Source organism: Loktanella sp. PT4BL (genome assembly GCF_003201935.1).
In the GTDB taxonomy this organism is placed as follows: domain Bacteria; phylum Pseudomonadota; class Alphaproteobacteria; order Rhodobacterales; family Rhodobacteraceae; genus Yoonia.
Genome location: NZ_QJJL01000002.1, coordinates 533,061 through 546,206, shown reverse-complemented (window position 1 = coordinate 546,206; position 13,146 = coordinate 533,061). Strand labels below are relative to the sequence as shown.

Here is a 13,146-nt window from a genome sequence, read left to right as displayed (position 1 = left end):
CCCGCGTTTGAGAAAGATCAAAACCCGTTGATGCTGGGTGAAGTACGTCCTTTCGCAGGAAACCTATTAAAGAGGAGTACGGATATGGTTGAGAAATCCCACACCAGCGGTTTTTGGCCATCACTCTACGATCCATTTCGCCAACTGGGTGAACGCGTCTCGGAATGGCTGGCGCCAGCGTCCGAAGCTTCAGGAGACGATGATGCGTACCGCATTGCTGTCGAGCTGCCCGGCGTGGAAGAAAAGGACATCAACCTCAGCGTCGAGGACGGTGTGGTTCTGCTGAAGGGCGAAAAGCGCACCGAGCGCGAAGACAAGGGGGATACATGGTACTTTTCGGAGCGGCACTATGGCGCCTTCAGTCGCTCGTTTCGTTTGCCCCCTGACGCCCGCGGCGAAGATGTGGATGCCCAGCTCAAGGACGGTGTGTTGACCATCACCATTCCGAAGACGGCCCCGAAGCAACGTGAAGCCGCGAAGGTCGAGATCCGCAAGGGCTAGTGCCTGAAGAAACCGCCGGAACGGCACATGAAAGGGCAATCGGTCTGACCAAGTGCTGCGTTGTTGCGCGCCGCTGTAGTGCGGGCATCTTCTGTCTATAGGCAGAACCCCTGCACCTGGCGCTGGCCGGGCAAAGCAGCCTGCAGCAACCAAAAAGGCCCACCGTTTCCGGTGGGCCTTTGATGTTTTAGTCCATCAGCGGGATCGAGAACTCGCCGCCTTCTTTGATGCCCGAGGGCCAGCGCGATGTGATCGTCTTGGTCCGTGTGTAGAACTTGAAAGCATCGGGGCCGTGCTGGTTGAGGTCGCCGAACATGGATTTCTTCCAGCCGCCAAAGGTGTGGTAGGCCAGCGGCACAGGGATCGGCACGTTCACGCCAACCATGCCGATGTTGATGCGGTTGGCGAAATCGCGGGCGGTGTCGCCGTCGCGGGTGAAGATCGCGGTGCCGTTGCCATATTCGTGGTCCATGGCAAGGCCGATGGCCTCTTCATAGGTTTTGGCGCGGATGGTGGACAGGACAGGGCCGAAGATTTCGGTCTTGTAGATGTCCATGTCCTTGGTGACGTTGTCAAAGAGGTGCGGGCCGACAAAGAAGCCGTCCTCGTATCCTTGCAGTTTGAAATTGCGCCCGTCGACGACCAGTTTCGCACCTTGGTCGATGCCGGTTTGCACCAGACGTTCGATGTTGGCCTTGGCGGCGGCGGTGACAACGGGGCCATAGTCCACGTCATTGCCTGCGGTGTAGGGGCCGACCTTCAGCGCCTCGACTTTGGGGACGAGCTTTTCGAGCAGACGGTCAGCGGTCTCATCACCCACGGCCACAGCCACCGAAATCGCCATGCAGCGTTCGCCAGCAGCACCGTAGCCCGCACCGACCAGCGCGTCGGCGGCCTGATCCATGTCGGCATCGGGCATGATGATCATGTGGTTCTTGGCACCACCAAAGCACTGCACGCGTTTGCCCTGTGCGCAGCCGGTGCCGTAGATGTATTCCGCAATCGGCGTTGAACCCACGAAACCGACCGACTGGATCGTGTCGTCGTAAAGGATCGCGTCAACCGCCTCCTTGTCGCCGTTGACGACCTGCAGGATGCCTTTGGGCAGCCCTGCTTCTTCCATCAGTTCGGCCAGCATCAGCGGCACGGATGGGTCACGCTCGGAGGGTTTGAGGATAAAGGCGTTGCCGCAAGCTATTGCGGGCGCGAACATCCACATTGGGATCATGGCAGGGAAGTTGAATGGCGTGATGCCCGCGGTGACACCCAAAGGCTGTTTCATGGAATACATGTCGATGCCGGGTCCCGCGCTGTCGGTGAATTCACCTTTCAGAAGCTGCGGCGCACCGATGCAGTATTCCACAACCTCAAGACCGCGGATCACGTCGCCTTTGGCGTCTGGCAGGGTTTTGCCGTGTTCGCGGCTGAGTGCCTCGGCCAGTTTGTCCATATCGCGGTTCAGAAGACCCACGAAGGCCATCATGACGCGGGCGCGGCGCTGGGGGTTTACTTTGGCCCATGCCGGTTGGGCTTTCGCTGCGATTTCAACGGCTTTGGCCATTTCAGCGGCGTTTGCGAGCGGCACTTTCGCCTGCACTTCGCCGGTGGCGGGGTTGAAGACGTCGGCAAAACGGCCGGACGTGCCTTTGACGTGTTCGCCGTTGATGTAGTGGGTCAACTCTTGCATGGGATCCTCCAAATGTTGGTTTGGAGCGACTATATCCTTGCGTTTTTCCGCGTAAAAGAACCAATATCCCAAAATCATTTTGCAAAAATGCAAGGGTGCTATGGAAAACTGGGATGATATGCGGGTGTTTCTGGCGGTCGCGCGGGCCGAGGGCCTGTCGGCGGCCGCACCTGTGCTGAAAATGGACCCCTCGACCTTGGGCCGCCGGATTGCGCGGTTGGAGCGCAATCTGGGGGCCGCGCTTTTTGTGAAATCACCGCAGGGCTATGCGTTGACCGATCTGGGTGAACGGATGAAGGAACGTGCCGCAGAGGCCGAGGTTCATCTGGCACGGATCGCGGATGAGGGGCAGGGGGAACGTGCGGGGTTGACAGGGCAAATCCGGATCGGTGCGCCGGACGGGGCGGCGAATTACCTTTTGCCGCAGGTTTGCGCGGCTATTCAGGAAAGGAACCCTGATCTTGAGGTGCAAATTCTGGCACTCCCCCGTGTCGTGAACCTGTCACGGCGCGAGGCAGATATGGCGATAACCGTCAGCCCGCCCGCCGCAGGGCGGCTGACAGTGCAGAAGATCACGGACTATCAGTTGCATCTTGCGATGCGTTCAGATGCGCCCCCTTTGCAGAGTCTGGCCGATCTGAAAGGGCGGCGGATCGTGGGCTATATTCCGGATATGATTTTCGACAAAGAGCTGGATTACCTCAGCGCGATTGATGTGGCTGGCGTGCAGATGGCGTCGAATTCCGTGGCGGTACAGTTACAGATGATCCGGCAGGCGGGTGTCGGGATCGTGCATGATTTCGCGCTGCCCTTTGCGCCCGAGGTGCAGATGGTGTTGCCTGACCAAGTGGCGCTGACGCGGTCGTTTTATCTGGTGCGTCATACTTCGGACCGGCGGCTTGACCGTTTGACGCGGTTTGCGCAGGCGCTGCGGGCGGGAATACAGGACGAAGTTGTGCGGCTCGAACGCACAGCACGCTTGACAGCTGGCCCCCCCGTTTGACACGCTGAAATTCCGGAGGAGAACCAAGGAGTCCACCCATGTTAGTTTCCCAAATGTTGAAGTCGAAACCTGAGGTTGGTGTGATTTCGGTGACGCCCTCATCCTCTGTGGCTGATGCGGCCAAGCTCTTGTCAGAGCACCGTATCGGTACCGTTGTGGTGTCTTCTGATGGTGAATCACTGGATGGCATCCTGTCCGAACGTGACATTGTGCGTGAATTGGGCAAACGGGGGGCTGCCTGTCTGAGTGATCCGGTCAGTGCCCTGATGACAGCCAAGCTGACCACCTGTACCCCTGCGAATTCGGCGCTTGAGGTGCTGGAAATGATGACCGCCGGGCGGTTCCGCCACCTGCCGGTGATGGATGAGGGCCGTATGGTGGGCCTGATTTCGATCGGGGACGCCGTAAAGGGCCGTTTGTCGCAGTTGGCGATGGAAAAAGAATCGCTTGAAAGCATGATTATGGGCCACTAGGCCGTGCTTGCATTCTGCTGCGCAATAATGTTGCTTGGCAAAAATTCAGAACACCAAGAGGTTTGCCATGCGCGTAGGACTTTATCCCGGTACCTTTGATCCGGTCACGCATGGACATCTTGATATCATCCGCCGTGCTGCCACGCTGGTGGATCGGCTTGTCATCGGTGTGGCGATCAACCGAGACAAAAGCCCGTTATTCACCTTGGAGGAACGGGTTGAGATGATCGAGGCCGAGGTGAAGCTGCTCTCTGCAAAGAGCGGATGTGAAATTGTGGCCCATCCGTTCGAGAACCTGCTGATTGACTGTGCCCGTGATGTGGGCGCGTCGATGATTATTCGCGGTTTGCGTGCGGTGGCGGATTTTGAGTATGAATATCAGATGGTTGGCATGAACCGTGTGCTGGATAATTCAATCGAGACCGTGTTTCTGATGGCCGAGGCCCAACATCAGGCGATTGCGTCCAAGCTGGTGAAAGAGATCGCGCGCCTTGGGGGGGATGTGTCTAAATTCGTGACACCCGCCGTCAACACCGCGTTGAAAGAGCGGTTCGGCGGTTGAGCTGGCTCTGGATGCTGGTCGGCACCTACCTGCTTTATGCTGCTGTGATGGTGGTTGCTCATCCCCGCATCATCTATCCTTTTGGTGCTGACGCCTTTGAGAACCCTGCGTTTCGCCAAGAGACGGTATCAGACCGTGATGTTTCTATCGCGATCTCTGAGGGCCAAGATGACATGGCGGTGTTGTTCTTTATGGGGAACGGCGGGTCGCTGGCCTATTTCACCTATTCGCTGGATGCACATCAGGATGCAGGCAGGACCGTGGCGGCACTGGAATATCGGGGCGGGGCCGGTATCGCCGGGCGCCCGTCCGAGCAGGGTCTCAAGGCCGATGCGCTGGCCGCCTATGATTGGCTCGCCGCACAGCACGACGGGCCGATTGCGGTGCACGGGTTTTCGCTGGGCACGGGGCTAGCCATTCATGTGGCGGCACGACGGGATGTGGCGGCGGTGTTGCTTGATGCGCCCTATCCCACGCTTTGTACATTGATGACCAAAGGGTCCTATCTGCCAGCCTGCTATCTGCCTTTCGTGCAGAAGTGGCGGTCGCTGGACGATGTGCCTGCTCTGAATGCACCGGTTCTGATCCAGCACGGCACGGCCGATCAACTGATCCCCATCGGATATGGTGCGCAACTGGCGAACGCAATGGATGTGGCGGGCCTGTCTGTCACCTTCCATGAGGTCGCAGGTGCCACCCATAACAATCTGGCCGGACAGGCGGGGTATCAGGACAGGATCAATGCTTTCCTGAACGGGTTGCCCAAAAACTAAAGCCGCACCCGAAGGCGCGGCCGGTCTTCTGTCAGTGATCGTAAGCGTTTAGCCGTAGATGCGTTTGGCTGCGATTTTCGCGGCGTCCTCACGGAACATGCCAAGGTCGATGGCTGTTTCCAGTGGCATTGAGGCCAGTTCATACTTCAGACGACTATAGGCCACGCGTTTCTGGACGGCGGTGCGAACTATGTTCAATACGGTCATATGCGTGCTCCTTTGTGTGCGTTTTGCTTCATTACGTGCACTACAGATAGCAATGCTGCAGCGCAGAACAACTGACAGTTAGCGCTAGCGGTTATGCATCCTTTGCATGGCGGTTTTTGCAAGTTGCACAAAAAAAAGCCGATCCAGGGGACCGGCTTTTTCACGTCTAAGGTGGCTGGATTAGATCAGCTTGCCCATCGCAACGGCTGTATCCGACATGCGGTTCGAGAAGCCCCATTCGTTGTCGTACCACGTCAGGATCCGCACCATGTTACCGTCCAGCACTTTGGTTTGATCCAGATGGAAAATCGAGGAATGGGGGTCGTGGTTGAAGTCCGAGCTGACCATCGGCAGGTCGGTATAGCCGAGGATTCCCTTCAACGGGCCATCGGCGGCGGCGATGATGGCGGCGTTCACCTCTTCGACGGTCGTGGCGCGGCTGGCCTCGAATGTCAGGTCCACGACCGACACATTGGGCGTTGGCACACGGATCGCCACACCGTCAAGTTTGCCGTTGAGTTCCGGCAGCACAAGGCCCACGGCTTTGGCCGCACCGGTCGAGGTGGGGATCATGGACAGGGCGGCTGCACGGGCGCGGTAAAGGTCTTTGTGCATCGTATCCAGCGTCGGCTGGTCGCCTGTGTAGCTGTGAATTGTAGTCATGAAACCTTTGGTGATGCCGATCGCATCGTTCAGCACCTTGGCCACGGGCGACAGGCAGTTGGTGGTGCAGGAAGCGTTCGAGACGATGATATCGTCAGCCGTCAGCATCCCGTCATTCACGCCGTAAACGATTGTTTTATCTGCGTCCTTGCCGGGGGCCGAGATCAGAACACGGCTTGATCCGTTATCAAGATGCGCCTGGCAGGCCTCTTTGCTTGTGAAGATGCCGGTGCATTCCATCACAACATCCACGTTCGACCAAGGCAGGTCTGCGGGGTTGCGGATGGCAGTCACCTCAATCGGTCCGCGCCCCACGTCGATGGTGGTTTCGGTTGTCGTCACCGTGGCGGGGAAGCGCCCGTGCACGCTGTCAAAGCGAAGCAGGTGTGCGTTGGTTTCGACCGGTCCCAGATCGTTGATCGCGACAACCTCGATATCGGTGCGCCCGCTTTCGACGATTGCCCGCAGGACGTTGCGGCCGATGCGGCCAAATCCGTTAATTGCTACTTTGACGGCCATGGTACTCTCCTCAGGGTCAATGTTGGCGCTAACATTGCGATTTATACGGAAAGGTCAACCGTTGATCGCCTTTAGCGCCAAAACGCGAGCCACTCGATAAGTTCGACAAATTTGCGCGAGAGAAACAGCGCATATGTCCCGTCGTACTGCAGGTAGTCAAAACCAAGCAAGGCGACCAAGAACAGACCAAGAAGAACAGCAATGGTATTTGTCATGGGCCGAGGTTTAGCCCAGATGCCACAAATGGCAAAGCCCGCGTGAGCGGGCTTGCAGCGTTTTGTGCCTTGCAGGTTGTGTTTAATGCAAGCGCCCCATGGTGGCCGCAACATCGGCCATACGCGCCGAAAAGCCCCATTCGTTGTCATACCATGCCAGCACCCGCACGGTACGGCCGCCCACGACCTTGGTTTGATCCGGTGCAAAGATCGAACTTTCGGTGGTGTGGTTGAAGTCGATGCTGACCTTTGCCTCGTCGTCGTAGGACATCACCATGCCCATATAGCCAGAGGCCGCTTCGGCGACGATGGCGTTGACCTCCTCGACGGTGACGGACTTGCCGGCCTCGAATGTCAGATCGACCGCGCTGACATTGGGGGTAGGGACGCGCATGGCGGTGCCGTCGAGTTTGCCTGCGAGTTCCGGCAGCACCTCTCCTAGGGCTTTGGCCGCACCGGTCGAGGTGGGGATCATCGCCATTGCGGCGGCACGCGCGCGGTAAAGATCGCTGTGGCGACGGTCCAGTGTCGGCTGGTCGCCGGTATAGCTGTGGATCGTTGTCATGATGCCGCGTTCAATGCCGATGGCATCATTGAGGACTTTGGCCAGCGGCGCCAGACAGTTGGTCGTGCAGGACCCGTTCGACACCATGTTTTCGGTTGCGATCAGTTCGCGGTGGTTCACGCCGTAAACGACGGTGCGGTCCACGTTCTTGGCGGGGGCCGAGATCAGAACCTTTTTCGCACCGCGCGTCAGGTGGATGTTGGATTTCAGACCATCGTTGAATTTGCCGGTACATTCCAGCACCACATCGACGCCATCCCAATCAAGCTCTTCGGGATCGTAGGTCGACATCACATCAATCGGGCCGCGGCCCAGATCCATTGTGTTGCCCTTCACAGTGATCGGGCTGCCAAAGCGGCCGTGCACGCTGTCGTATTTCAGCAGATGCGCGTTGGTTTCGATCGGACCGGTGGCGTTGATTTTGACGACCTGCACATCGTTGCGCGCGGCCTCGGTGATATGGGCCAAAGTGCAGCGTCCGATACGCCCGAACCCGTTAATCCCGATGGTCACTGTCATAGCTGAAGTTCCTTGCCGCTCTGTCGTCGTTGCAAGTGGTATACGCAGGTGTACGTCCGAGGGGAACGAAAAACGTGTTATTCATCAATATGTTAACGATAACATTTGGTGTTAGCGATAACGCGATTGAGGACCAAAGGGATGTTAACGCAAACAATCAGTGCGGCTGTCGAATCATGGTTTGATTGCGTAAGAAGGGACAGCTGAAAGGACACCAGATGCATCCGCTCATTACGCAAGACCATATCGAGACCTACCAGCGCGACGGGGTTGTCCTGATCAAGGGCCTGTTTGCCGATTGGGTAGAGCCGCTGCGTGAAGGCATTGCCACCAACATGGCAGAGCCCGGGCCCTATGCCGCCGAAAGCCTGCATGACGGTGAAGCAGGGCGTTTTTTCGACGATTACTGCAACTGGAACCGGATTTCCCCGTTTGAAGATGCTGCCCGCCATTCGCCTGCCGCCGAGGTGGCCGCAGATTTGATGGGGTCGCAGACCTGCCAGCTCTTCCATGATCATGTGCTGGTCAAAGAGCCCGGCACCTCAAAGCCGACGCCGTGGCATCAGGACAGCCCCTATTATTTTGTGGAAGGTCAGCAGACCGTGAGTTTCTGGTCGCCGCTTGATCCTGTCCGTGAAGCGTCGCTGCGCTGTGTTGCGGGATCGCACAAATGGCCCAAAGAGGTCTTGCCGACGCGGTGGCTGTCAGAGACGGATTTTTATCCCGATGACAAGGATTTCATGCCGGTACCCGATCCCGATGCGGAAGGGATGGAGATTGTTGAATTCGCGATGGAACCGGGCGATGCGGTGGCGTTTCACTACCGCATACTGCATGGGGCACGCGGCAATGAGGCCAAGGCGCGTCGCCGTGCCTTTTCCTTGCGTCTGCTGGGTGATGATGCGCGCTATGTCGCGCGGCCCGGACCAACATCGCCGCCGTTTCCGGGGCATGGCATGGTGCCGGGGCAAAAGCTGCGCGAAGACTGGTTTCCTGTGCTGTTCAGCCGCAGCTAGTCGAACCGTGCTTCGAGTGCTTCCAGCGTAAAGCTGCGCGGCACGTAACCTGCGTCGTCGGGATTGTCATCCGGGTCCGTCGTGACGCAGGGCGCGCGGCACAGCTGGCGTGCGATGCGCAGCTCGTGGTCGATCAGCCACAGTCGTCCGCCGGGGGTACTGATATATCCGTCGATCCCCGTTTCGATATCGCCACGCATATCATCAAGCGAAGGCACCTCGTTGTCATAGACGTCCGAATAGCCGCCATGCGTGTGGTAAGAGGCAATGACGTTTGCGTCGGGGGCGGGCAGATCGCAATAGTCTTCCTGACCGGCCCTTGGCGCGGTTGCGGCCATCCCGCCATCCGTCGTAAGAAAGATATAGCCGCAGTATTCGCGGCTTTGCGCAATCGACCGCGCCTGCACGCTGTTCAGCACCGTTCTTGCAAAAACGTCAACGTCGTCGGTTGATGCAACAATGGGCGGTGTGTCGGGCGTGCAGCTGACAAGCGCTACGAGCCCCATTGTCGCCACTGCGGTGCCGACTTTCATCCATGTCATCGCAGTGGCGTTCATTGTTTACTTGATCAAAGACTTGACCTTTGCGGCCGTATCCTCGGCGGTGATCCCGAATTCCTTGTACAGACGCTCGGCCGGGGCAGATGCGCCAAAGCCGTGCATGCCGACAAAGCCGGATTTTTCGCGCTTGCCGCGCTCGCCGAACAACCAGCGGTCCCAGCCAAAGCGGATGCCCGCCTCGATCGCGACGCGCACAGGGCCACCAGGCAGGACACGCTTGCGGTAGCTCTCTTCCTGCTCTTCGAAGAGTTCCCAGCACGGCATTGACACAACGCGGGTGCCGATCCCTTCAGCCTGCAACAGATCACGCGCGGCCAGCGCGATGCTGACCTCGGAGCCTGTGGCCAGCAGGATCGCTTGGCGTTTGCCCTCGGCGTCGGCCAGCACATAGGCGCCCTGCGCGACCATGTTCTTGTTCTTATGCTCGGTGCGGACCGTTGGCAGGTTCTGACGTGTCAGGGCCAGCACGCTGGGCGTTTTCTGCGATGTGAGCGCAATTTCCCATGCCTCTGCGGTTTCCACCGTATCGGCAGGGCGGAAGACGTTCATGTTTGGCGTGGCCCGTAGCATGGCGAGGTGTTCGACTGGCTGGTGTGTCGGCCCGTCTTCGCCAAGGCCGATGCTGTCGTGTGTCATGACGTAAGTGGTCGGCACACCCATCAGCGCGGACAGACGCATTGCACCGCGTGCATAATCGGTGAAGCACATGAACGTCCCGCCATAAGCGCGCGCACCGCCGTGCAGCGCCATACCGTTCATGGCCGCTGCCATCCCGTGTTCGCGCACACCGTAATAGATGTAACGGCCCTTGCGGGTGTCAGGGTGGAATGTGCCCATGTCCTTGGTCAGCGTGTTGTTGGACCCTGTCAGGTCCGCCGAACCGCCAATGGTTTCCTGCATGATCGGGTTGATGACTTCGAGGGTCATTTCCGATGATTTGCGGGTCGCGACGGATGGCGCGCCTTCGCTGATCTGCTTTTTCAGCGCGCGGATCGTGGCGGACAAGCGCTTGGGTGCTTCACCGGCATAGATGCGTTTGAATTCGGCCTGTTTATTGGCAGAGAGTGCGTTGAAACGGTCGTGCCATTCTTTGTGGGCCGTGGCCCCGCGTGCGCCGATCTCGGCCCATTGCTTGAGCGCATCGGCTGCGACTTCGAAATCACCCATCGGCGCGCCGTAAGCCTCTTTTGCGGCCTTCAGCTGGTCGGCGTTGGTCAGGGCGCCGTGGCCTTTGGAGGTGTCCTGTGCCGCATGGCCCAATGCGATATGGGTTTTGCAGGCGATCATGGACGGACGCGGGTCCTTTTTCGCGGCGATGATGGCCGCGTCGATGGCCTCTGGATCATGGCCGTCGATGGACTGGACGTGCCAGCCCGAGGCCTCGAACCGCATCGGTTGGTTGGTGATGTCGGCGATATCGACGGTGCCGTCGATGGTGATGTTGTTGTTGTCCCAGAACACGATCAGATGCGAGAGTTTCTGCATGCCCGCCAGCGCAATCGCTTCCTGGCTCACGCCCTCCATCAGGCAGCCGTCGCCGGCCATGACGTAGGTGTGGTGATCAATGATTTTTTTGCCCCATGTGGCGCGCTGGATTTCCTCTGCGATGGCGAAACCGACCGAATTGGCGATCCCCTGGCCCAGTGGACCTGTCGTTGTCTCAATCCCGCGCGCATGGCCGAATTCAGGGTGGCCTGCGGTGCGGGCACCCCATTGGCGGAAGTCCTTGATCTGCTCAAGCGGCATATCCTCGTATCCGGTGAGGTACATGAGGGAATAGAGCAGCATCGAGCCGTGGCCTGCGGAGAGGATAAAGCGGTCCCGATCTGGCCAGTGTGGTGCTTTGGGATCGAACTTGAGGTGCTTTTCAAAGAGCACAGTTGCCACATCGGCCATGCCCATCGGCATGCCGGAGTGGCCGGAGTTCGCTGCGGCGACCGCATCCAGCGTGAGGGTACGGATGGCGGTGGCTTTCATCCAGTGGTCGGGGTGTGCGGTGCGCAGGGCTGCAATATCCAAGTGATCAGGTCCTAATTACGAATGGTGAACGTCAGGCGTTGGCAGCGTCATATCAGGACCGAACCCAAGATCAAGCGTGACGGCTAAGTTACTCATATTCTTGGCACGCTGTGGTTTGCGGCAGGGCCATTGTTGGCATACGCTTGTTCTCAACAGGCACGATTCGGCTCTCTCGGCCGGGGCAGTCGGGCCGAAAAACAACTGGTTGCAAAGACGATGGCAAAGACGGGCGCGCCTGTTGCGCCATGAAAGGACGGGCGGATGAGTGATATCAGTACATTGGAAAGCCGCATCACCGCAGCGCTAGACCGGATCAGGCAGGGCCTTGATGCCGCCGGTGGGCAGACTGCCGCCGATCCCGCGTTGCAAGCGGCCCTTGATCAGGAGCGCGCGCAAAACGCCGAACTGGTTGAACGTGTCCGTGTCCTGAAAGAGCGTCAGGATACGCAGGTGGCCAGCCTGACCCTGCGTGCCGAGACACAAAGCAAGCATCTGATGAAGCTGGACGAGGAGTTGCAGCAATTGCGCGCCTCGAACGTGCAGTTGCGCGAGATGAATGCAAAGCTGCGCGAGGCTGTGACCACAGGCCTTGCGCCCGAATTGCATGATGCGGCCGTTAATGCCGAAATCAAGGCCCTGAGCGCACAGCGTTCTGCCGATGCGGCCGAGATTGATGCCATTCTGGACGAATTGAAGCCCCTGATCGAGGAGACATCCCATGCCGCAGGTTGAGATTGCTATCGGGGGGCGGACCTTTGAGGTCGCCTGTCAGGACGGCGAAGAGCATTTCCTGCATTCCGCCGCGGCGATGCTGGATGCGGAAGCCAGCCATCTGGCGGATCAGATTGGCCGGATGCCCGAGGGGCGCATGCTTTTGATGGCCGGTCTGATGCTGGCGGATAAGACCGCATCACTTGAAGACAAGGTGCGGCAGCTGGAAACAGAAGCGGCCAATATGCGCGCGCAGATGGAAAACCTGCAAAGCCAACCGGCACCTGCGCCCCTGCGTGTCGAGGTGCCTGTGGTGCCTGCGGCTGTGACGGATGCTTTGGCAGAGATCGCGGCGCGGGCCGAAGCTTTGGCGGATCAGGTCGAGGCGCGATAGACAAAAGGCGGGCAGGGCGCCCGCCTCTTTCTTTGTTAGCTGTTTGCTTCGCGGATCTTTTCGGCCGCGTCTTTATCGAATGCGACACCGCTTTCTGAAAACAGCGTGTCGAGTTCGCCCGAAAGCGTCATTTCCGTGATAATGTCGCAGCCGCCGACGAATTCGCCTTTGACGTAAAGCTGCGGGATGGTCGGCCAGTCAGAGTAGTCCTTGATCCCCTGACGGATGTCGTCATCGGCCAGCACGTTCACATCGGCATATTCGACCCCCATGAAATTCAGAACGCCTGCGACACGGGACGAGAACCCGCACTGCGGCATGCTTTTGGTGCCTTTCATGAAAAGAACCACATCGTTGGTTGTGACGGTGTCTTTGATCTTGTCTTGGGCTGTCATGTTCTTCGGTCCTCTTGCTCGGCGTCAAAGTCTTTGAAGACTTTGGGCCAAATTTTTCAAAAAATTTGGGCTAGTTGGGCGCTTTGGTTGTCAAAGCGAGCGCGTGTAACTCGCCATTGCTGCCATCCATCTTGCCTTTGAGCGCGGCATAGACGGCCCGTTGCTGTTGAACGCGGTTCTTGCCACGAAAGCTTTCGTCGATGACTTCGGCAGCAAAATGGGACCCGTCGTCACCCTGCACGTTGATTGTGGCGTCAGGGAAGGTTTCGCGCAGGAGGGTCTCGATCTCGAAGGCGGTGATAGGCATTTGCGGTCCTTTTGGTCGGTTGGTTCTAAATTAGGGCCGCTTGCGCCGGGGGACAAG

At 58.6% G+C, this 13,146-nt stretch carries 17 protein-coding genes; 8 read left to right on the top strand and 9 right to left on the bottom strand.

The genetic code is table 11. The annotated features are described in order from the left end of the window. Positions 1-84: 84 nt before the first annotated feature. Complete coding sequence (locus tag C7964_RS07605; protein ID WP_110279062.1) at positions 85-501, top strand: Hsp20/alpha crystallin family protein; 417 nt, start codon at positions 85-87, stop codon at positions 499-501. A gap of 187 nt (positions 502-688) precedes the next feature. Here C7964_RS07605 and C7964_RS07600 read toward each other — a convergent pair whose 3' ends face one another. After that, complete coding sequence (locus C7964_RS07600) at positions 689-2,188, bottom strand: CoA-acylating methylmalonate-semialdehyde dehydrogenase (protein ID WP_110279061.1); 1,500 nt, start codon at positions 2,186-2,188, stop codon at positions 689-691. A gap of 100 nt (positions 2,189-2,288) precedes the next feature. Here C7964_RS07600 and C7964_RS07595 point away from each other — a divergent pair, with 100 nt between their 5' ends. From C7964_RS07595 to C7964_RS07580, 4 genes are all read left to right on the top strand, one after another. Continuing rightward, a complete protein-coding gene (locus tag C7964_RS07595) occupies positions 2,289-3,191 on the top strand; it encodes a LysR family transcriptional regulator (RefSeq protein ID WP_110279060.1) in 903 nt (300 codons plus the stop codon). A gap of 38 nt (positions 3,192-3,229) precedes the next feature. Continuing rightward, complete coding sequence (locus C7964_RS07590) at positions 3,230-3,664, top strand: CBS domain-containing protein (RefSeq protein WP_110279059.1); 435 nt, start codon at positions 3,230-3,232, stop codon at positions 3,662-3,664. Positions 3,665-3,731: 67 nt separating this feature from the next. After that, positions 3,732-4,226 carry a pantetheine-phosphate adenylyltransferase gene (gene coaD, locus C7964_RS07585; protein WP_110279058.1) on the top strand — a complete coding sequence of 165 codons (495 nt, stop codon included), beginning with the start codon at positions 3,732-3,734 and terminating at the stop codon, positions 4,224-4,226. Beyond that, a complete protein-coding gene (locus C7964_RS07580) occupies positions 4,223-4,999 on the top strand; it encodes an alpha/beta hydrolase (RefSeq protein WP_146214833.1) in 777 nt (258 codons plus the stop codon). Before coaD ends, C7964_RS07580 begins: the two co-directional genes overlap by 4 nt. A gap of 48 nt (positions 5,000-5,047) precedes the next feature. On the opposite strand, the gene C7964_RS19930 is transcribed toward C7964_RS07580, so the two are convergent. The 4 genes from C7964_RS19930 to gap (C7964_RS07570) form a co-directional block, all read right to left on the bottom strand. Further along, the gene (locus tag C7964_RS19930; protein ID WP_181417133.1) at positions 5,048-5,206 is read right to left on the bottom strand and encodes a hypothetical protein; all 159 of its coding nucleotides are present in this window, start codon (positions 5,204-5,206) and stop codon (positions 5,048-5,050) included. Between the two features lie 180 nt (positions 5,207-5,386). Beyond that, a complete protein-coding gene (gap, locus tag C7964_RS07575; RefSeq protein ID WP_110279056.1) occupies positions 5,387-6,388 on the bottom strand; it encodes a type I glyceraldehyde-3-phosphate dehydrogenase in 1,002 nt (333 codons plus the stop codon). Between the two features lie 71 nt (positions 6,389-6,459). After that, entirely contained in the window at positions 6,460-6,603 is a 144-nt protein-coding gene (locus C7964_RS19925) for a hypothetical protein (protein ID WP_181417132.1), read from the bottom strand. Between the two features lie 82 nt (positions 6,604-6,685). After that, positions 6,686-7,687, bottom strand: a complete 1,002-nt coding sequence (gap, locus tag C7964_RS07570) for a type I glyceraldehyde-3-phosphate dehydrogenase (RefSeq protein ID WP_110279055.1) — start codon at positions 7,685-7,687, stop codon at positions 6,686-6,688. A 218-nt stretch (positions 7,688-7,905) separates the two neighbouring features. On the opposite strand from gap (C7964_RS07570), the gene C7964_RS07565 reads away from it, so the two are divergent. Beyond that, entirely contained in the window at positions 7,906-8,703 is a 798-nt protein-coding gene (locus C7964_RS07565; protein WP_110279054.1) for a phytanoyl-CoA dioxygenase family protein, read from the top strand. On the opposite strand, the gene C7964_RS07560 is transcribed toward C7964_RS07565, so the two are convergent. Continuing rightward, positions 8,700-9,245, bottom strand: coding sequence for a DUF4329 domain-containing protein (locus C7964_RS07560; protein ID WP_181417131.1), 546 nt, complete (start codon positions 9,243-9,245; stop codon positions 8,700-8,702). The genes C7964_RS07565 and C7964_RS07560 overlap by 4 nt on opposite strands. An 18-nt stretch (positions 9,246-9,263) precedes the next feature. Beyond that, positions 9,264-11,282 carry a transketolase gene (gene tkt, locus C7964_RS07555; RefSeq protein WP_110279052.1) on the bottom strand — a complete coding sequence of 673 codons (2,019 nt, stop codon included), beginning with the start codon at positions 11,280-11,282 and terminating at the stop codon, positions 9,264-9,266. Positions 11,283-11,543: 261 nt separating this feature from the next. On the opposite strand from tkt, the gene C7964_RS07550 reads away from it, so the two are divergent. Continuing rightward, entirely contained in the window at positions 11,544-12,014 is a 471-nt protein-coding gene (locus tag C7964_RS07550) for a hypothetical protein (RefSeq protein WP_110279051.1), read from the top strand. Next, positions 12,001-12,387, top strand: a complete 387-nt coding sequence (locus C7964_RS07545) for a cell division protein ZapA (protein ID WP_110279050.1) — start codon at positions 12,001-12,003, stop codon at positions 12,385-12,387. Before C7964_RS07550 ends, C7964_RS07545 begins: the two co-directional genes overlap by 14 nt. 35 nt (positions 12,388-12,422) lie before the next feature. Here the strand turns inward: C7964_RS07545 and grxD are convergent, their stop codons facing one another. After that, positions 12,423-12,782 (bottom strand): Grx4 family monothiol glutaredoxin, encoded by a 360-nt coding sequence (gene grxD / locus C7964_RS07540; protein ID WP_110279049.1) that lies wholly within the window; start codon positions 12,780-12,782, stop codon positions 12,423-12,425. Positions 12,783-12,852: 70 nt separating this feature from the next. Continuing rightward, positions 12,853-13,089 carry a BolA/IbaG family iron-sulfur metabolism protein gene (locus C7964_RS07535; RefSeq protein WP_110279048.1) on the bottom strand — a complete coding sequence of 79 codons (237 nt, stop codon included), beginning with the start codon at positions 13,087-13,089 and terminating at the stop codon, positions 12,853-12,855. Between the last annotated feature and the right edge of the window lie 57 nt (positions 13,090-13,146).